The following is a 17,173-nucleotide window of genomic DNA, read 5'->3' as shown; positions in this document are numbered from 1 at the left end:
GCGCCTTTCACGGAGATATGTCTTCGACGAGGGGGTTCTGGAGCGCCCACATCCGCGCGTAGGTTCCGCCGAGCGCCGACAACTGTTCGTGCGTACCTTTTTCCACGATCCGCCCGGCGTCGAGAACGAGTATCTGATCTGCGTATCGGACGGTGTGCAGTCGATGAGCGATCACCATCATGGTGCCGCCGTCTGCACTGATCTCGCCCAGTGCGCGTTGAACGGCCGATTCACTGTGGGGATCGGCCTGCGAAGTCGCCTCGTCCAGGATGACGATCGGCGGGTTCTGAAGGATGGCGCGGGCGATCGTCAGGCGTTGCTTCTCCCCACCCGACAGCTCACCGCCCGAACCACCACCGATCTCGGTGTCGTACCCGTCTGGCAGTCGCACGATCACGTCATGAATTTGCGCCCGCTTCGCCGCTGTCTCCACTTCCATATCCGTTGCATCTGGTCTGCCGAGCCGAATGTTCTCGCGCACGGTGTCCCGCAAGAGCACGACATCCTGGAAGACGATCGCCATCGATTTCAAGACTTCACGACTGGACTGATCTCGTAAATCGCTTCCACCGAGGCGAATAGATCCATCCGTCACGTCCCAGAACCGCGGAAGTAGACGCGCCAAAGTGGTCTTTCCGGAGCCGGAGGGGCCAACGATCGCGGTCACGGTGCCCGGTTGCATCTCGAAGGAGATGTTCTCGAGGACGCGCTGCCCAGTGGTGTATTCGAAGCCGACGCTGTCGAATTCGACCAAAGTGCTGCGAGCAGGCACTGCATCCTGAGGTTCGGCCAGCTCTGGTTCGCCGAGGATGCTCTCGACGTGAGTCGCTCCCAGTTGGCCTTCGCGGTAGAGGTTGGCCATCGTTCCCATGTGCAGAACCGACGACGGAACACCGATTCCGACGACCAGAAAGGCAACAAGAGCTACCGGGGTAATCCAACCCCCGGACAACATTGCAGTTCCCGTCGCCGTGATGACCACGATGAGTACCGCCGGTGAGAGGAGGATCGACATCGCGACCACCGGCCTTCCCATCCCCGACATCCATCGCACGCACACCGCAACCATCGAATCGACAGCGCTCGAGTAGCGCGCGAATGCGCGACTCCCACTCCCGTACGTCTTGACAACCTCGATACCGTCGCCCAGTTCTACTGTCGCAGAGGTCAATGTCGACATTGCAAGATTCCAGGAGTCGACGTTCGTTCGATAGGCTCTGCGCATCGACGGCGCGGCGAGAGCGAGACACACTCCGATGTAGCCGACCAGGACCAGGCTGAACTTCCAGTCCATCGCCACCAGATAGATCAGGGCCACTATCGGCGACAGGATCGCGGGCACCACGTCGGCGGGAAGGTGAGCGACGAGAAGATGCATCCGCTTCACGTCGTCCGTCATCGCCTGCTTCACTTCACCGGTGCCACCATTTACAAACCACCCCAGAGGAACTCGGGACAGATGCCGAGCGATACGCGAGCGGATCGAGTATTTGAAATGCGCGTCGGCGGTGTGGCACACGGTCAGCGCTGCGTTGTAGACGACAAAACCGAGAATTGTGCCCGCTGCACCGATTGCGGCCCACAGCCAGACCAGGTTCAACGACGAGTCGGTCAGGAGCACCCGCGCGATCTCGACCACCGCAACGTAGGGCAGGAATCGCAACGGCACCGACAGTGCCGACAGACCCGCCCCTAGGAGGAGTTGATTTCTCACCGGCGCGATCATCCTGCCCAAAGCGTCGCGGTCGACGAGTCCAGGCGAGTCTTCCGGGGCTGCGGCCTCGTTCACTTTCATTGCCGCACTCACTCTTCGACGATGATCGTGCCGGTCATGTTCGGATGTGGTGTGCACGTGTAGGTGAACGTTCCGGCTTTGTCGAAGGTCTGACTGTAGGTTCCGCTTCCTTGGAGATCGCTCTTGATCCCCAACTCGGCGAACACGACATCGTGCGGCATTCCCTGGTCCTCGAAAATCCACGTGACGGTCTGTCCTGTGTGCACGGTGACGGAGTTCGGTGTGTACGCAAGGTTTTTCACCGAGATCTCGACCGGCGCTTGCTCGGTAGATCCCGTCGAATCGTTGCCGCACGACGTCAGTGTGAATACCACTGCAACAGCGATCAATGTGGTCAATCCGGTGCGAACTGACATTCTGCTCTCCTCATCGAACGTAGTGGAGGTCGGCAGTCATCCCGGCCTCGAAGTGGTACGCGTTGTGACAGTGAAACATCCACCGTCCTGGATTGTCGGCGTCGAAGTCGATCGCCATTTGTGTACGCGGAAGTACGATCACAGTGTCTCGGCGAAGCCCGCCGTAGGAGGGAACCGAGAACGTGTGCCCATGGGTGTGCATCGGGTGCCACATGTCGGTGTCGTTGTTCATGACGATTCGTATTCGCTCGCCCTGCTTCATTCTCAACCGACCGGCATCGGCGCCCGCCATTCCCCAGAGGTATCGATCGCCGGCCTGAATGAGATCCACCGAATACGCACGATCCGGTGCCCTCTGCTCCAGCGCTCCTGACGGGCGAAGCTCCGATTCCAGAACGAGCCGACCGCCGGAACCTGACAGCACTGCAGGCGAAGTCAGGTCGACGACCGCTACCGAATCCGGCGTCCGAAGCAGGCACGCGACGCCACCTGACTTCCCTTCCACCTTCGCGGCGATGGGCCACGAGCCGGACTGCACCGTCACCAATACGTCGTATCGCTGCGCGGGTGCGATCAGAATCTCGTCTCCGGCTGTGTAGGCAACGTCCTGCCCGTCAGCACTGACAACGGTCATCTCGTGCCCGGCGACCGAGAAACGGTACGGAGTCTCCGCCCCGGCATTGATCACCCGCAATCGAAGCCGAGTTCCGGCCGTCGCACTGACGACGAAGGGATCTTCCACAGGCCGTCCGTTGATCAGGTGCAGTGGATACGTGATGTGCGTTGCCATTCCACCGAGCGCCTCGGAATTGCCGTGACCGCTGGCGAGAAGTTCTGCGGCAGAATCAATCTCTGCATCATCGACTTCCGGTGGAGCTCCGCCGTGCCCGTGGTGTCCTCCCTGCACGTCCGGTGACAATGCGCGAAGCACTGCATCCGGGGTTGTTCCCAGCCCGTCGAGCCAGTCGTCGATCACGATGACGACGTCCTCGTCGGCTCCGGTCCGGTCGTTCGGGTCCTCGACCACGAGTGCACCGAATAACCCTCGATCGGCCTGCAATCCTGAATGGGAGTGGTACCAATATGTTCCGTGATCCGGGGCCACGAAGTCGTAGGTGAACTCGGCACCTGGTTGGATTCGTTCCTGGGTGACCGGCGGGACGCCGTCCATGTCGTTGCGGATCGTAATGCCGTGCCAGTGCACCGAGGTCTCCGTCGGAAGGTCGTTCTGCAAAAGAACGTTGAGCCGGTCTCCCTTGGAGATTCGAAGCTCCGGGCCAACTGCTTCCGCACCGTACGACCATGTGTCGACCTCTCTGGCGCCCAGACTCACCCGAGCCGGTGCAGCTGTCAGATTCCGTTCGACTGTGCGCCCGCTATGAAATCTCGCCTGTTCGGCAGCACGAACTTCGTCGTCGAACGGTGAAATCTCAGAACTGGATTCGTTCGCCGAGCCACGGCTGCACGCACTCAATGCCACAGAACCCAAAGCCGCAGAACCCACAGCCGCAGAGCCGAGCGTCACCGCTCCCCATCGCAGAGCCAGGCGCCGACTCAACGCACTCGAACTCATGCCGTCAGCGCCGTGAATTCCTGATAGCGCGTCGCGGCAACAGCTTCGGTTCCGGTGCCGGTCAGATTGCCGGCAGCCATGGCATCCATGTCCTCGATCATCCAGAAAGTGGCGAAGGGATGAGTGGCGAGCCACATGTCTCCGTTGACCTTGGCCACTCGGTTCTCCTGCACCGCTGAAAGACTCGAGAACCCGGGAACACCGGCAACCTTGCCGAACTCGTACACGCCCTCGTCGAACACGGCCACGATCCGAGCATCCTGCGCCGGGATCGCCTCGTCGGACAGGGGCGCATACGGCAGTCCTCCAGCGGCATTCGATCGCTGGGATTCCGGACGCCCGAAGCCGCTCTCCGCCAACAACAAGGACGGCGGCGCCTGCTCGGTGGTGGTGGCAAGGATTCCAGAACTGCTCATCAGCACCGACACGGTGTTCGCTTCACCACCGGACCGAGCAGAGACGTCAGCGATCTTGCCCTCCAAAGCGACAGTCAGCTTGTCGGCAACCGACTGACGATCAAAAGCGCGTCCGAAGAAGGCAAGATTCTCACGCCACGGAGTGGTGACGGCCGGGACCGGCACTGTGGGGACGGTCGACGCAAGGGAGTCGTAGTAGCTCCGATCGCCCATCGACGTGAAGATGACCAGTCCGGGATCCTGTGCGAGTACCTGCTCGATCGGGGGTGCACCGAGCGGCGGCACCGTGACCACCTCGGTACCAGCTGACGCCAAGATGTCCTGGCCGATCTCCGATCCCCACGACGTGAAGACCACATCAGGGGTGATGCCGACGGCAAGGAGACCGAGTGCGGCGTATTCGTCGAGGGAAACAACTCGCCCGAGGTCGCCCGGAACCGACGTCTCACCGAATTCGTGGGACACAACACGCGTTCCCTCGGCAGGTTCCGTCGTCGGTCCCGCCTCACTCGAGCTACAGGCGGCCGCAGTCAGGGCAACGACACTGACCAGCAGCGAAGCTCCCAGCCTCGATAGGTAACCGGGTCGCGTTTTCAACTTCATAATGTCCTTCAGCTTCGAAAAATCGGGGGTTCGATACAAATCGGAGCACTGCTCGGATTTGGCAAGTAAACCTCACCTAAGTTCATCCGTCAATCGGTTGCGTCGACTACGCGACGCGATCCGACGCCACTAAGCTCGGTCGGACCATGACTGCGCCATCACCTGACAAGAAGTCCGCCGCGAAATCACAGCGCCGCCGGAGTTACAACACCGGGATCACTGCGGACGCGGTGCTGACCGTGGCGTTCGGGCTCAGTCGCGAGCACGGAGTCGAGGGCTGGTCGCTGCGGCAGCTGCTCGGCGAACTCGATACGTCGTTCTCCGTCGTCTATCGACTCGTCGGAGATCGGGACGCACTCTCGGCTGCGGTGGTCGACAGTGCGGTGTCGGCCGTGAACGTGCCATCCGCACAAGAAGATTGGCGTCAATGGCTGACGCATCTGCTCTTGCAGATGCGAGAGGCCTTGATCGAGTGTCCAGGCGCGGCACAGTGGCTGCTGATGAACGGAGTTGCCACCCAGCGCAGCCGGGAACTCATGGAGGCCGGATTGGCATCGCTGATCGACGCCGGGTTCGGGGAAGAAGCCGCTCAGGCTTACACCGTCGCCTTCACCTCGACAACCACACTGATCGCCATGAACGACGCCAGGCGCATTCCCAGCGGACAGCCTTCACCCGATCACAGCGCGATGCTGGAACGACTGAGTAACGACAGACCCTCAGATCCTCGTTCATCGATGGAGACACTGATCGGGAAGTTCGCCGGTCCACCGGATGCTGCGGAAGCAACACGGGCAGAACACTATCGCTACACACTCGACCGTGTCCTCGACGGCCTCGAGGCGCGGCTGAACGCAATCAAGGAGTCACAGAAATGACCGAGGGTCGCTGTCGCAGTTGTGCGACAGCGACCCCGCGGATGATCTGGATTCTCGGTATGCCTAGCGGAACAGGTTCGCGACGAACGGAATCGTGTCGGCCTGTGATTCGACCAAAGCGCCGCTGTGATCGGTGTTGTAGGTCTTGAACGTGACCGGTTCACCGTTGGCGACCAACGCTGCAACCAGCGAAAGTGCAGACGGTGCAGGGACATCCACGTCAAGCAGGCCCTGGCCGATGAAGATAGGGCGGTCGTATCCACTGGTCGGTACACCCATGTAATCGTTCAGCAGACCCTGGAAGTTCGGGATCTGACTGAGCGGGCGGGAAAAGATGTCACCGAGGACCAGATCCTTGGATGCCTCGTCCAGGTCTGCGGCGCAGAGCTTTTCGGCCGAGTCGACCTTTTCCCTTCCCAAGTCGTTCAGGTAGGAATTCAAGTCGATCTCGGGGTGCGCTTCCCGCAAGCCCGCGAGGATGTAGAGCGCGTACGACGTCAACCCGCCGCCGAGGGCGATGGGAGGGAAGCCCGGACCGGCAGGCAGGAGGGTCAACTCGATGTTGGCCGGCACTCCGGTACCCACGCCACCGCGGTAGTCGAGCGAATCCCCTCCATACTCGGTTGCGTAGCGGGCCGTCGTGATGGCCGCACCGCCGCCCTGCGACTGCCCGACCACTGCCCAACGATTCGAGATCGAGGAGTCGATGACCCGTGCCGCCTTGACCGAGTCGACTACGCTGTGCGCCTCCACCTTTCCGTCGAGGTACGGCATCAGCCCTGGTGTACCCAGACCGACGTAGTCGGTGGCGACGACGGCGTAGCCCTCGGAGAGCCAACGCCCCAGGTAGGGGTAGTCACGCTCGGGCAGGCCAGGACCGACCAGCGAAGGGGCACAGGAATCGTCGAGTCCCGTGGTGCCGTGCGCCCAGGCGATGACGGGCCACCCGCCTTCCGGTGCCGGACCGGCCGGGACGTAGTACGCGCCACTGCTCAGCGCAGGCCCGCCGTTGGAACCGATGGTCCAGTACGTGAATCGCTTGGCGTCGGCGGTACCCGGAATCCACAGATCTTTCGGTAGCGGCTCACTCGACACCACAGTGCCAGTGGCTTGCGACGCGCTCGGTGCCTGTGCGGACGCGATGGGCGCAGCAACGGCGGAGCCGATCGTTGCAGCACAGAGGGCTGCGATGGATATGCGGGCAAACGACTTCGACTGGAATTTCACGTCTGACGACTCCGGTTCGTGCGGTGGGCGACCTCGTTGGACGTTATCGTAGATTTTGTTTAACCGATCGGTCAAGCAAAATCTTGCAGCTTCGTGAAACGTATATGTCGAGATTCCGGCCCCAACTCCGACCTAGCATCGAACCGCACGAAAAAACAGTAGGAGGATGTGTCCATGGCACACGTACAGCGTTTCGACCACATCGGCATCACCGTCGCGGACCTCGAATCAGCGACGGCATTCTTCGTCGGTCTGGGTCTCGAGGTGGAGGGCACCGGATCCGTGGAGGGTGAGTTCGTGGAAACCGTCTGCGGTATCCCTGGAGCCAAGTGCGAAATCGCCATGCTGCGCCCGCCGGGCGAAGGATCACGGCTCGAGCTCTCGTCCTTCGTCACGCCCGAGCACGTACCCGGATCGCCTGCTCCGATGGCCAACGAGATCGGGATACGCAACGTGTCTTTCGAGGTGGGCGATCTCCAGGTTGCGGTCGACGCGGTGGCTGCGGACGGTTACGGACTCATCGGCGGGATCGGCGAGTACGAGAACAGCGTGCGCATGGCCTACGTCCGGGGGCCTGAAGGGATCATCGTGTCCCTGTTCGAGCAGATCGCCTGAAGCGTCACGGCATTCGGAGCGTCAGATCGCCTTCCAGGAGCTGGCCAGAGCGCCCATCGCAGCCGCGAATTCGGCGAACGCCGCGTTGATTCTGACGCGGTCACCGGTGGTCACCAGATCGAGCGTCAACCCGCGAATCTGCGCCAACACGATCGTCGCGTAGCGATCAGCGCGATCGGGTGGACATCCGTGCGCGAGCGCAGCTTCCGCCAAACCACCCAACCAGTCCCCCACCACATGGTCGAGAAACTCGCGATACCGCTCCGGATGCAACAACGCCTGTCCGTAGATCTCGAACATCAAGCGAAAGTTCGGCAACGATTCCGCTGATGTGCGCCCATTCCAGTAACTCGTCAACATCTCGACGATGTCGGTCCCGGAAGAGATGTCGAGAGAAGAGCTGTCTCGCAGGGTGGCAACTACTTCAGTGAGCAGTTGTTCCTTCGAACCGAAATGATGGATGAGTGTCGCATGACTGATCCCCAGATCCTTGGCCAATGGCCGCATGGACAGTTCACCGACGCCGTTCGCCGTGACGTACGCGGTTACCTGCTCGAGCAATTCGGCACGGCGATGCTGGTAACGCAGTTTCCGGCCGTCGACCGGCGTGCTGTCCTCCACCTGCAGGAGCCTACGCAGTACCGGAAACACAGCAGTACCGGAAACACAGCAGTACCGGAAACACGGCAGTACCGGTTACACGGTGACGTGGTGGCGATCCGATCGACTGATCGTCACAGCGGCGACGACAACTCCGATCACCACGCCGATGAGAGTGTCCGCGACGCGAGCCACTGCCGCTTCGGTCCCGATCGGAGCACTGAAACCGATGAGGAGCAGTGCCATCGGGGTGACGGCCAGTGATGTCAGTGCATAGTTCTTGATCACGAGCAGCTCAGCAGCAGTCTGCAGAATCACGACCACGGCAACCGCTTGCCAGTAGCCGAGCGTCAATGCGATGAGAGCAGCAGCGACGACGGCGCCACCGACATTTCCCACCAACCGCTGAATCCCACGCTGGACGGTCTGCTTGTAGTTCAGCCCCTGCATCGCGGCGATGGCACCCATCGACGCCCAGAGCGGATGCTCCAACCCGGCTCCCGCCGCGAGCCAACCGGCCAGAGCCGACGCTGCCACGATGCGGAGAGCATTCATCCGCACCGGGCGCGAATACAGCCGATTCAATCCTTCGAGAAAATAGCCTTCGGGCGCGGCCAGGTTCTTTGCCGGTGCGAGATCGTGTTCGATCATGCTGGAACGCTTGAGCTTCCGAAGCTCCTTCTCGTGCCGAGCAATGCTGCGAATCAGGGTGGCGTCGCCGTGCAACTGCCACTCCTGAACTGCCGCTTCTGCTTCGTCGAGCACCGCCACCAGTTCGCGTCCGTGATCGACGGTCGACTTGATCCGGCCACTCGACGCAATAACCAAGCGGGCGTTGGCAATCGATCCGAGCGCCGGTTCCACTCCGCCTGCTCCGGACTGTTCGAGACGCCCCACCGCAGAGACTGCACGGGCAACTGCCAGGCGGGCGGGTCCCATCGGCAGTACGAGTGCTGGGAGCATCGCGGCCGCCCAACCGACCAGAACTCCGAGCGCACCGGCAGTGACCAACCGCGCCAAATCATCAACGCTGGAGGCATATCCGGCTGCACCGGTCGCCGCGAAGACGAGGATGACGGGCCCTGGTCCGGTGATCCGGAAGCCCGACATGAAGCAGTACGACGCACCCGCAAGCAAAGAGAGGATGCCGATCTGCAACCACATCGGAACGCCCGCGACACCCATGGCGCCGCCGAAGGCAATCGAAACCACCAGTGCAGCACCCACCATTGCCAGCTTGCCGGCCAACCGTGGATACGGCTCGTACCTGCCGAACGCGGCGCACAGCGCGCCCAAGGCCGCGAAGCCGGCCAATTCCCGATGCCCGAGCAGTCCGCCGACCACGAGGACTACGGCGGTGGCGAGCCCGACCCTGATCGCGGGGGCGATGGTCGCGTCGGCAGATCCGACGCGAAAGGCCGCTCGCCACGTCGCCCCGGAGACGGTATGTGCAATGGCTTCACTCGAATGAGTGAGACGGCTGGGCGTCCTGGCTGCGGTTTCGGTTCGGGTCACCCACCCAGCATACATTTATTTCACTAGTAAATTACTTGTGAAGTAATGTGAAATCTGTCGCTAAGATGGGGCCATGGGCGCGGCGAACAGATCCGAAGACGACTTCATCGACAAAGTCCGTCGCGAATGGAAGCGCGCCTACCCGGAGTTCGACACCGCCCCCGTCGAAGTGATGGGCCGGATCGCCCGCATCAACGCGCAGTCTCTTCACCAGCTCGACCGCGCACTGGCGTCCAGCGGGGTCTCTCGCGCCGAATTCGACGTGATGAGTGCACTCGCTCGCAGTGACCGTCCCCTGCGGGCGAGCGAAGTCACCGCCGTCACGATGGTCAGCGGCGCCGCCACCACAAAACACGCAGACCGCCTGGCCAAGCTGGGCTTTGTCGAGCGTCAGCGCTTCGAACACGACGGGCGGGTGGTTCTGCTTCAACTCACCGATGCCGGTCGCGCATTGGTCGAGGCAGAGTTTCCCCGACGCGTCGAGCGAGACCGTCAAGTACTCACCGGACTCGACGAGGACGAACGTGCCCAACTGACGGCACTGCTCAAACGCATCTCACTCAACATCGACTCGGGGATCTGGGACTGACCTACTTCGGCAGCGGCACGTTCTGCAAGCGCACCTGACCGCGCGCCACCTCTTTCCCCGATTCCGGATCGGTGATGACCACCGACCACAACTGCTGAACGCGTCCCTGCTGTATCGGCACAGCCACGACGTCCACGCGCCCACCCGTACGCGCCCGCAGGAAATCCGTTCCGTTGTGCACTCCGACGGCAAATTCGCCACGGTCCGCCACTGCGGTACTCGCCCCGATGCTCGCGGCCGACTCGACGGCAGTCGTGTAAACGCCGCCGTGGACAACGCCCCACGGAGTGTGGTGTGCCTCGGACAGATCGATGTGCCCGACAACCTTCGTGCCGGACACCTCGTCCAGTTGCAATCCGGCAGCGCTGACGAATCCGCTTGCTGCCTCGAGATTCAATTCCGTCATGACGACCCCTCATCTGCTCCGTTGGATTTCTCGACCTACCTTCCGCCCTCGAATACATGCCGTCAAGTGCTAAGTTGGAATTCCCAACTAACATTTCCAACTAACAGGGGCCCAGAGATGACGGCGACAAAAGGACGCAACTGCTCCATCGCCAACGCCTTGGAGGTCGTCGGCGAGAAGTGGTCACTGTTGGTGCTCCGAGAAATCGTCCTCGGGCAACGACGGTTCGACGAGATCGCCGCGGGCACGGGTGCGAGCCGCGACATCCTCGCCGCGCGTCTACGCACCCTTGTCGACGCCGACGTCCTCGCGAAGCGACGCTACGAAGACCATCCACCGCGCTACGAATACGTCGCCACCGAATCAGGGAAGGCGCTCTATCCCATTCTGATGGCGCTCATGGAATGGGGGGACGCCTTTGCGACGACGGGTCCACCGCCAACCGTCGTCGAACACCGTTGCGGTGAGATCCTGCACGCCCAAGTTGTGTGCGCGCACTGCAAAGAGCCGCTGGCCGCCAAAGACGCGCATGTAGTCGAACTCTCGCCGCCTGCTCGATAGCGTCAGCGTCCGGGCGGAAACCCGCCTGTTGCGATCGGACCCCAGGAGTCGACGGTGACGCGGATCAGGCTCTTACCCTGCTTGCGCATGGCTTCGCGGTACTCGTCCCAGTCGGGATGATCACCGGCGATGGATCGGTAGTAGTCGACCAACGGTTCCACCGAGTCCGGGAGGTCGATCAACTCCGCGGTTCCGTTCACCTGGACGTACGGGCCGTTCCACTCGTCGGAGTGGATACACAGAGACACCGCCGGGGTGCGGCGGACATTCGCGGCCTTGGCCCGTTCCGGGTACGTGGAGATGACGATCCGACCCTCGTCGTCGACCCCGCACGTCACCGGAGAGATCTGCAACTCGCCGGATTTCTTCACCGTGACGAACGTGGCCCGATGGCGCGGCCTGACGAATTCGAGGAGCTCGGCAAACGACACACGATCTGCGCTGGCGATCTTGGACATGACCTCAGCCTAATTCGATTTACGAACTGACGCTCAGGGCATCTCGATGGTCTGAGCACGTGCGATTTCGCCGATTGCACGAATGATGTACGCGCTCTGAGCTTTCTTCACTCCGGTCGACAAACTCCCGATGACCAGAACCGCCGAACGCAGGTACGCGCCGTGCCCGATACGGAACGAATCGTCTTCCAGATCCGAGATCCCGAGCGCCCCGGTGTAGACCGCAGCGAGCGCCTGCACGTCCAGATCCGGCAGCCACACGATCGTGGACTTGGCGCAGGCGGTGAGCGCATCCTGCACGTCCTCGCTGGACAAGCCGTCCGGATGCGTGTCCTCGAGCAATTCGCGCACGATCGCCGCGTGAACCGAGCTGACCTGCTCGAAAGAGAGCCCGCGCAGTTCCTCGACAGCCACGAGTAGTCCGTCACGATTTGCCGCCCGCACCGCGGCGAGTGCGTCGGCCGTGGCATCGGCGATGTCACGGGCGACCTTCGGCCAATGCGTCGGCCAGCTCTGTTCTGGCGTCCGCTGTTCTGGCGTCATCGTGGTATCTCCTCGGTCCTCGTGTTCATGCGGAAGCCTTCCACATCCCACCGACAGGCCAGGCGATCCGTCAGCGCAGCCGCTCCAACAAGGACATTGCGTTGTGCGGCGCAAAGCCTTTCATGTCGTTGTCGAAGTAGACGTACACGTCGAGGCCCTCGTCCATCCAATCCCGAAAGCGCTTGGACCACTTGTCCAGAGCTTCGTCGGTGTACCCACTCGCATACAGTTCCTTGTCCCCGTGCATCCGCACATAGACAAAATCGGTAGTAGGAGTGGTGATGCGGGGATACCTGCCGGCTGTGTCTGCGACGACAAAACCGATGGAGTGCTCGCGCATCAGGTCCACGGCTTCGTCGGTCTCGAAGCTGGCGTGCCGCGCTTCCACCGCGTAGCGAATCGGCACGTCCCTCTCGGTCTGGGCGAACACTCGGTCTTCGGTGAGTTTGTCGTCGTGCTGTGCTGCCAGATCGGCTGCAGCCTGCGTGGTACGGGGAAGACCGTCGAAGAAGTCGGCCAATCGCTGCGATTCGAACTGCAGCGTCGGAGGTAGTTGCCACAGAATCGGCCCGAGCTTGGGGCCGAGGGCGAGCGTTCCGGCGGCAAAGAAGTTGGCGAGTCCGTCACGGGCGTCGAGCAGCCGTTTCATGTGTGTGATGTACCGGCCGCCCTTGATCGCGAACACAAAATCTTCGGGAGTTTCGCTGCGCCATTTGGTGTAGCTTTCCGGCTTCTGCAGCGCGTAGAACGAGCCGTTGATCTCAATCGACGTCAATCTCTCTGCGGCATAAGACAATTCTTTGCGGTGAGCAAGACCTTTCGGATAGAAATCTCCGCGCCACGCGGGATACGTCCACCCGGAGATACCTACCCGAATATCTGCCATCGATTCAGACTAAGCCGCACTCGAGCGTTTTGGCACTCCGTGTTTCAAACTCCGGCGCTGAGCGCGACGGATACCGGTACGACGGTCAGGCACACCACCGCACCGATGAACAACGCGATCACGAGGCGACGGTCCCACTTTCCGCGTGCACCACTGGCAGCGAGCATGAAGATCACAAAACCTACACACACGGACACGATAGTCACGATCACCGGAGTTCCAACCATGCCGTGATTGTCCCCTACCCATTGCCACCGAGCGCCCTACGGGTACACGATCGAAGTACCCATCCCGAGCTAGGAGTGGAAATGCCGAAATACCTCTGGCAAGTGACGTACTCACCCTCCGGCGCCGCCGGTCTGCAGCAGGAGGGAGGCACTGCGCGGCGCGACGCGATAACGCGAATGGTCGAAAGCATCGGTGGCACTGTCGAATCCTGCCACTTCGCACTGGGCGGTCACGACATGTTCGTGATCGGCAACCTGCCGGACGACGTCGCGGCAGCCGCATTGAGCATTCGCACGGCTGCGGCAGGTGCAGCACGCTCGGAGTCGATCACACTGCTCACGCCGGAGCAGATCGACGAGGCAGTCAAGCGACCGACCGACTACCGCGCGCCGGGCAAATGACGACGGAAGGAATAGATCCCGGCAGCAGCCGAGTTGCACCCGCTGTGACGGAGACTACGAAAACACCTGACCTGGGCACCTACGGAATCTGGCGAGGAGCGGCTGGTTTGCCGCCCGAGCTGGGAACTGCGATCGAGAAACTCGGTTTCGGCACCATCTGGATCGGCGGCTCCCCACGCGCCGATCTACGGATCGCCGAGAAACTTCTCGACGCGACCGAGCACATCACCGTGGCAACCGGAATCGTCAACATCTGGTCCTCACCTGCGGCTGAGGTGGCGGAGTCCTATCACCGACTCGAAGCCGCGCACCCGGGTCGATTCCTGCTCGGCGTAGGCGTCGGACATCCGGAGGCTACCGGCGACTACACCAAGCCGTACGCCTCGCTCGTGTCGTACCTCGACGAACTCGACGCGGCCCAGGTCCCGGAAGCGCGGCGCGTCCTCGCCGCACTGGGGCCGAAGGTGTTGAAACTGTCCGCCGCTCGCGCCGCCGGCGCGCATCCGTACCTGACCACCCCCGAACACACGGCCGAAGCTCGCGAAATCCTCGGCCCTTCGAAGATCCTGGCCCCCGAGCACAAGGTTGTCCTGGAAACCGATCCGGAGAAGGCCAGAGCAATCGGTCGCCCCGCCGTCGCCAACCCGTATCTGTATCTGCGCAACTACACGAGCAATCTCGAGCGCCTCGGTTTTGCGCCCGAAGAGTTGGCCAACGAGGGGAACGATCGCGTCATCGACGCCCTGGTTGCACGCGGTACCGCGAAGTCCATCGCGGATCGACTTCGCGAGCATGTCGCGGCGGGTGCCGATCACGTTGCGATCCAAGCACTTCCCGCCGAAGGTGATCCGATCGCGACCTACGAAGCACTGGCCGCCGAACTCTTCGACTGACCGGGCAACCCTTGACTTGGATAAGTAGTGTCCAAGTATACTTGGACACTACTTATCCGAGTAAAGGAGAAAAACATGAAGATCGTCATTTTCGGAAGCGGACTCATCGGAAGCCAGGTCGCCGCAAAGCTCGCTGACGCCGGGCACGACGTGAAGGCGCTCGGTCGGGCAGACGGGATCGACATCACCACCGGCGCAGGTATCGCCGAGGCAGTCGAGGGTGCCGACGTCGTCGTGGATCTGACCAATTCTCCGTCGTGGTCGGACGACGACGTCTTGGCCTTCTTCCGCGACGGAACCGGCCACATCCTCGCCGCGGAGGAGAAGGCAGGCGTCGGGCACCACGTCATCCTGTCCATCGTGGGTGCCGATCGACTGCCCGATTCCGGGTACATGCGAGCCAAGGTCGCCCAGGAAGACCTGGTCAAAGCGGGCCCGACCCCCTACACGATCGTCCGATCGACCCAATTCTTCGAGTTCGTCGCCGGAATCGCCGACGCGGGAACCACCGACGGCGCCGTCCACGCAACGCCGGGACATCTGCAACCCATCGCGTCTCGAGACGTCGTGTCCCACGTCGCCGAGGTAGTGACCGGCGCGCCGCAAAACGGCACGGTCGAGATTGCCGGACCCGAACCGCTGGGCATCGACGAACTGGTCCGGCGCTTGTTCCTCGTCACCGGCGACAAGCGTTCGGTTATCTCCGATCCCGAAGCCGGCTACTTCGGCGCGAAACTCGACAACTCGGCACTGACCCCGACACCCGGTGCAGATGCATGGATCGCGCCGACAACATACGACGCGTGGCTTGCCGAGAAGGCCTGACGTCGACAACTCGAGCGACGTCCGGCCCGCACCGCTTTCCGCGGCGTCGATAGAGTCCAATCATGAAGCTTTCCGGAGGCGTGGAGTGGTCACTCCACTGCTGCGTGGTTCTGAGCCAGTCCGAAGGGCCGGTACCCACAGCCAGACTCGCCGAACTTCACGGGGTGTCGAAGACATACCTGGCGAAGCATCTGCGAGCGCTCGCGCACGCCGGTCTGGTCAATCCGACCGAGGGCCGAGACGGCGGGTACGTTCTCACCCGGGCTCCCGAGAAGATCACCGTTCTCGACGTCGTACAGGCCGTTGACGGCACCGAACCTGCGTTCCGGTGCACGGAGATTCGACAGCAAGGAATCCTCGCCGCTCCACCGGAGCAGTGCCGTTCCGCCTGCGGAATCGCCAAGGTCATGGCCGACGCCGAAAAAGCCTGGCGCGCATCGCTGTCGGGGGTCACTATTGCAGATCTTGCTGCAACCCTGGACCTTCCGGCACTCAGAAAGATCCTGACCACACCGATCACACCCTAGAGCAGCCCACACCCCACGAGACGGCAATCCATCGTTCAACTATCGGGTACCTTGTTCGGGGATCAAATCTTGACGAAGAATCTTCCGGGAATTTTCGCAAGATCTCGGAGGGGGTTTCATGGGAGTCAGTGGCGCTGCGGGGTTGGGGCAGAACATTCGTCAAACAACTGGACTGTTGAGTCGCTGGTGGTCTCTTGCGTACGACGGCGAATGGTTCCCGAGGTTCCTGGCTGCTCGATCGATGTTGGGGACAGCCAGGGTGGTCGTCACCTTTTGGTGTGCTGTGTTCGTGGCACTCGCCGTACTGGCTCAATTCGTGAAGGGTGGCGCAACCGAGCTCCCTGAACGGCTCGCGGCGGGCGCAGCATGCATGATCGCGCTCTACTGCATGATTCGCTGGTCACTCGGACGGTCTTGGCCGAGTCACCATCAATCCGTTCGTTTCGTTTCGCTCACCAATATCTGCTTGTCCTTGATACTTCTCGCCGGAATCCATTCGAGCTTCCTGGCATTGACCGGCACCGTCCTGTTCGTGGTCGTCGCGAACTATTCGTCGGTATTCCACAGCCCTCGAATAGTCACAGCACAGATCACCGGCGCGCTGTTCGTCGTTGCGCTACTGACAATTCGTGCTGTAACCGATCCGGATACCGACTCTTCGCTGTCGGTGTCCACTGGATTCGTCATCGGGTGTGTTATCGCTTCAGCTTCGATGACCGTGCATTTCCTCGTCCTGTATTTGACCGACGACGCACGACACTCTTGGCGCGATCCACTCACCGCTGCACTGAATCGACGTGGGCTGCACAATGTCTGGCAACAGTTGTTCGGTGTCGGCGAACTCCAAGGACACGTAGTCCTTGCGGTGGTGATCGATGTCGATTCGTTCAAGAGCGTCAACGACAAACTGGGTCACGCGGAAGGCGATCGGATGCTGGTGACAGTCGGCCGGCGCCTGAACTCGGTGGTCGGAGAGGTCGGGCTGGTTGCGCGGACTGGCGGCGACGAGTTCGTGATTCTCATGCCCGTGGAGCCACGTCGCATCGAACAAACCGTGGTGGACATTCACAATTCGATATCGCGGCCCGCCGGCCGGCAGTCGATTTCCGTGAGCGTCGGAGCCAGCGTGTGGCTGTCCTCGACAATCCCGGACGCTTCGGGAACCATCGATCGGATTCTTGCCGATGCCGACAACGCGATGTATCGGGCGAAACGACGAGGTGGAGACCAGGTAGCTTGGGCAGTAACGCATCTGAGCTGAATCGACACGATTACCTG

The 17,173-nt window shown here is 61.8% G+C and carries 21 protein-coding genes; 9 read left to right on the top strand and 12 right to left on the bottom strand.

The window, feature by feature from the left end; genetic code table 11:
* Nucleotides 1–7: 7 nt before the first annotated feature.
* From ACN50D_RS05835 to ACN50D_RS05820, 4 genes are read right to left on the bottom strand one after another with little or no spacing between them, the layout of a single operon-like run.
* Nucleotides 8–1,807 (bottom strand): ABC transporter ATP-binding protein, encoded by a 1,800-nt coding sequence (locus ACN50D_RS05835; RefSeq protein ID WP_307850438.1) that lies wholly within the window; start codon nucleotides 1,805–1,807, stop codon nucleotides 8–10.
* The gene (locus ACN50D_RS05830) at nucleotides 1,804–2,151 is read right to left on the bottom strand and encodes a cupredoxin domain-containing protein (RefSeq protein WP_050656040.1); all 348 of its coding nucleotides are present in this window, start codon (nucleotides 2,149–2,151) and stop codon (nucleotides 1,804–1,806) included. Before ACN50D_RS05830 ends, ACN50D_RS05835 begins: the two co-directional genes overlap by 4 nt.
* 10 nt (nucleotides 2,152–2,161) lie before the next feature.
* Nucleotides 2,162–3,724: a multicopper oxidase family protein gene (locus ACN50D_RS05825; protein WP_211921028.1), complete on the bottom strand. Its 1,563-nt coding sequence runs from the start codon at nucleotides 3,722–3,724 to the stop codon at nucleotides 2,162–2,164.
* On the bottom strand, nucleotides 3,721–4,605 hold the full coding sequence (locus tag ACN50D_RS05820) for an ABC transporter substrate-binding protein (protein ID WP_230793261.1): 885 nt from the start codon (nucleotides 4,603–4,605) through the stop codon (nucleotides 3,721–3,723). Before ACN50D_RS05820 ends, ACN50D_RS05825 begins: the two co-directional genes overlap by 4 nt.
* Nucleotides 4,606–4,889: 284 nt before the next feature.
* On the opposite strand from ACN50D_RS05820, the gene ACN50D_RS05815 reads away from it, so the two are divergent.
* Nucleotides 4,890–5,621 (top strand): TetR/AcrR family transcriptional regulator, encoded by a 732-nt coding sequence (locus ACN50D_RS05815; RefSeq protein ID WP_211921030.1) that lies wholly within the window; start codon nucleotides 4,890–4,892, stop codon nucleotides 5,619–5,621.
* A gap of 63 nt (nucleotides 5,622–5,684) precedes the next feature.
* On the opposite strand, the gene ACN50D_RS05810 is transcribed toward ACN50D_RS05815, so the two are convergent.
* Nucleotides 5,685–6,848, bottom strand: coding sequence for an alpha/beta hydrolase family protein (locus ACN50D_RS05810; protein WP_007729711.1), 1,164 nt, complete (start codon nucleotides 6,846–6,848; stop codon nucleotides 5,685–5,687).
* 174 nt (nucleotides 6,849–7,022) lie between these two features.
* Here ACN50D_RS05810 and ACN50D_RS05805 point away from each other — a divergent pair, with 174 nt between their 5' ends.
* Nucleotides 7,023–7,463 carry a VOC family protein gene (locus ACN50D_RS05805; RefSeq protein ID WP_007729713.1) on the top strand — a complete coding sequence of 147 codons (441 nt, stop codon included), beginning with the start codon at nucleotides 7,023–7,025 and terminating at the stop codon, nucleotides 7,461–7,463.
* A 21-nt stretch (nucleotides 7,464–7,484) separates the two neighbouring features.
* Here ACN50D_RS05805 and ACN50D_RS05800 read toward each other — a convergent pair whose 3' ends face one another.
* Together ACN50D_RS05800 and ACN50D_RS05795 are read right to left on the bottom strand one after the other, a co-directional pair.
* Entirely contained in the window at nucleotides 7,485–8,084 is a 600-nt protein-coding gene (locus tag ACN50D_RS05800) for a TetR/AcrR family transcriptional regulator (RefSeq protein WP_007729715.1), read from the bottom strand.
* 75 nt (nucleotides 8,085–8,159) lie between these two features.
* Entirely contained in the window at nucleotides 8,160–9,593 is a 1,434-nt protein-coding gene (locus tag ACN50D_RS05795) for an FUSC family protein (RefSeq protein WP_007729716.1), read from the bottom strand.
* Between the two features lie 58 nt (nucleotides 9,594–9,651).
* Between ACN50D_RS05795 and ACN50D_RS05790 the strand changes: the two genes are divergently transcribed.
* A complete protein-coding gene (locus tag ACN50D_RS05790; protein ID WP_003940222.1) occupies nucleotides 9,652–10,167 on the top strand; it encodes a MarR family winged helix-turn-helix transcriptional regulator in 516 nt (171 codons plus the stop codon).
* A gap of 1 nt (nucleotide 10,168) precedes the next feature.
* On the opposite strand, the gene ACN50D_RS05785 is transcribed toward ACN50D_RS05790, so the two are convergent.
* Nucleotides 10,169–10,573, bottom strand: a complete 405-nt coding sequence (locus ACN50D_RS05785) for a PaaI family thioesterase (protein ID WP_019745591.1) — start codon at nucleotides 10,571–10,573, stop codon at nucleotides 10,169–10,171.
* A gap of 117 nt (nucleotides 10,574–10,690) precedes the next feature.
* On the opposite strand from ACN50D_RS05785, the gene ACN50D_RS05780 reads away from it, so the two are divergent.
* On the top strand, nucleotides 10,691–11,134 hold the full coding sequence (locus tag ACN50D_RS05780; RefSeq protein ID WP_003939845.1) for a winged helix-turn-helix transcriptional regulator: 444 nt from the start codon (nucleotides 10,691–10,693) through the stop codon (nucleotides 11,132–11,134).
* 2 nt (nucleotides 11,135–11,136) lie between these two features.
* Here the strand turns inward: ACN50D_RS05780 and ACN50D_RS05775 are convergent, their stop codons facing one another.
* The 4 genes from ACN50D_RS05775 to ACN50D_RS05760 form a co-directional block, all read right to left on the bottom strand.
* Nucleotides 11,137–11,592, bottom strand: coding sequence for a PPOX class F420-dependent oxidoreductase (locus tag ACN50D_RS05775; RefSeq protein ID WP_030536493.1), 456 nt, complete (start codon nucleotides 11,590–11,592; stop codon nucleotides 11,137–11,139).
* 33 nt (nucleotides 11,593–11,625) lie between these two features.
* Nucleotides 11,626–12,135 (bottom strand): hypothetical protein, encoded by a 510-nt coding sequence (locus tag ACN50D_RS05770; RefSeq protein ID WP_030536492.1) that lies wholly within the window; start codon nucleotides 12,133–12,135, stop codon nucleotides 11,626–11,628.
* Nucleotides 12,136–12,205: 70 nt separating this feature from the next.
* Nucleotides 12,206–13,021 carry a DUF72 domain-containing protein gene (locus ACN50D_RS05765; RefSeq protein ID WP_058226655.1) on the bottom strand — a complete coding sequence of 272 codons (816 nt, stop codon included), beginning with the start codon at nucleotides 13,019–13,021 and terminating at the stop codon, nucleotides 12,206–12,208.
* A 44-nt stretch (nucleotides 13,022–13,065) separates the two neighbouring features.
* Complete coding sequence (locus ACN50D_RS05760; protein ID WP_003940600.1) at nucleotides 13,066–13,248, bottom strand: hypothetical protein; 183 nt, start codon at nucleotides 13,246–13,248, stop codon at nucleotides 13,066–13,068.
* A gap of 81 nt (nucleotides 13,249–13,329) precedes the next feature.
* On the opposite strand from ACN50D_RS05760, the gene ACN50D_RS05755 reads away from it, so the two are divergent.
* From ACN50D_RS05755 to ACN50D_RS05735, 5 genes are all read left to right on the top strand, one after another.
* Nucleotides 13,330–13,650 (top strand): GYD domain-containing protein, encoded by a 321-nt coding sequence (locus tag ACN50D_RS05755; RefSeq protein WP_007729728.1) that lies wholly within the window; start codon nucleotides 13,330–13,332, stop codon nucleotides 13,648–13,650.
* Between the two features lie 44 nt (nucleotides 13,651–13,694).
* On the top strand, nucleotides 13,695–14,543 hold the full coding sequence (locus ACN50D_RS05750) for an LLM class F420-dependent oxidoreductase (RefSeq protein ID WP_039973116.1): 849 nt from the start codon (nucleotides 13,695–13,697) through the stop codon (nucleotides 14,541–14,543).
* Nucleotides 14,544–14,618: 75 nt separating this feature from the next.
* Entirely contained in the window at nucleotides 14,619–15,368 is a 750-nt protein-coding gene (locus ACN50D_RS05745; RefSeq protein ID WP_211921033.1) for an SDR family oxidoreductase, read from the top strand.
* A gap of 62 nt (nucleotides 15,369–15,430) precedes the next feature.
* Nucleotides 15,431–15,895: an RrF2 family transcriptional regulator gene (locus ACN50D_RS05740; RefSeq protein ID WP_039973110.1), complete on the top strand. Its 465-nt coding sequence runs from the start codon at nucleotides 15,431–15,433 to the stop codon at nucleotides 15,893–15,895.
* Nucleotides 15,896–16,013: 118 nt separating this feature from the next.
* Nucleotides 16,014–17,156 carry a sensor domain-containing diguanylate cyclase gene (locus tag ACN50D_RS05735; RefSeq protein ID WP_007729732.1) on the top strand — a complete coding sequence of 381 codons (1,143 nt, stop codon included), beginning with the start codon at nucleotides 16,014–16,016 and terminating at the stop codon, nucleotides 17,154–17,156.
* Nucleotides 17,157–17,173: the final 17 nt, after the last annotated feature.

It is taken from the genome of Rhodococcus sp. SB1D (genome assembly GCF_048573875.1).
GTDB classification, from domain to species: Bacteria; Actinomycetota; Actinomycetes; order Mycobacteriales; family Mycobacteriaceae; genus Rhodococcus_F; species Rhodococcus_F qingshengii.
The sequence above is the reverse complement of the archived record's forward strand: the minus strand, read 5'-3'. Positions and strand labels throughout refer to the sequence as shown.

Bases quoted from the DNA above. Each gene is read 5' to 3' on its own strand.
- ACN50D_RS05785 (WP_019745591.1), bottom strand. From the start codon at position 10,573: ATGACGGAATTGAATCTCGAGGCAGCAAGCGGATTCGTCAGCGCTGCC.
- ACN50D_RS05830 (WP_050656040.1), bottom strand. From the start codon at position 2,151: ATGTCAGTTCGCACCGGATTGACCACATTGATCGCTGTTGCAGTGGTA.
- ACN50D_RS05740 (WP_039973110.1), top strand. From the start codon at position 15,431: ATGAAGCTTTCCGGAGGCGTGGAGTGGTCACTCCACTGCTGCGTGGTT.
- ACN50D_RS05745 (WP_211921033.1), top strand. From the start codon at position 14,619: ATGAAGATCGTCATTTTCGGAAGCGGACTCATCGGAAGCCAGGTCGCC.
- ACN50D_RS05825 (WP_211921028.1), bottom strand. From the start codon at position 3,724: ATGAGTTCGAGTGCGTTGAGTCGGCGCCTGGCTCTGCGATGGGGAGCG.
- ACN50D_RS05765 (WP_058226655.1), bottom strand. From the start codon at position 13,021: ATGGCAGATATTCGGGTAGGTATCTCCGGGTGGACGTATCCCGCGTGG.
- ACN50D_RS05815 (WP_211921030.1), top strand. From the start codon at position 4,890: ATGACTGCGCCATCACCTGACAAGAAGTCCGCCGCGAAATCACAGCGC.
- ACN50D_RS05805 (WP_007729713.1), top strand. From the start codon at position 7,023: ATGGCACACGTACAGCGTTTCGACCACATCGGCATCACCGTCGCGGAC.
- ACN50D_RS05795 (WP_007729716.1), bottom strand. From the start codon at position 9,593: ATGTATGCTGGGTGGGTGACCCGAACCGAAACCGCAGCCAGGACGCCC.
- ACN50D_RS05755 (WP_007729728.1), top strand. From the start codon at position 13,330: ATGCCGAAATACCTCTGGCAAGTGACGTACTCACCCTCCGGCGCCGCC.
- ACN50D_RS05735 (WP_007729732.1), top strand. From the start codon at position 16,014: ATGGGAGTCAGTGGCGCTGCGGGGTTGGGGCAGAACATTCGTCAAACA.
- ACN50D_RS05770 (WP_030536492.1), bottom strand. From the start codon at position 12,135: ATGACGCCAGAACAGCGGACGCCAGAACAGAGCTGGCCGACGCATTGG.
- ACN50D_RS05760 (WP_003940600.1), bottom strand. From the start codon at position 13,248: ATGGTTGGAACTCCGGTGATCGTGACTATCGTGTCCGTGTGTGTAGGT.
- ACN50D_RS05790 (WP_003940222.1), top strand. From the start codon at position 9,652: ATGGGCGCGGCGAACAGATCCGAAGACGACTTCATCGACAAAGTCCGT.
- ACN50D_RS05780 (WP_003939845.1), top strand. From the start codon at position 10,691: ATGACGGCGACAAAAGGACGCAACTGCTCCATCGCCAACGCCTTGGAG.
- ACN50D_RS05775 (WP_030536493.1), bottom strand. From the start codon at position 11,592: ATGTCCAAGATCGCCAGCGCAGATCGTGTGTCGTTTGCCGAGCTCCTC.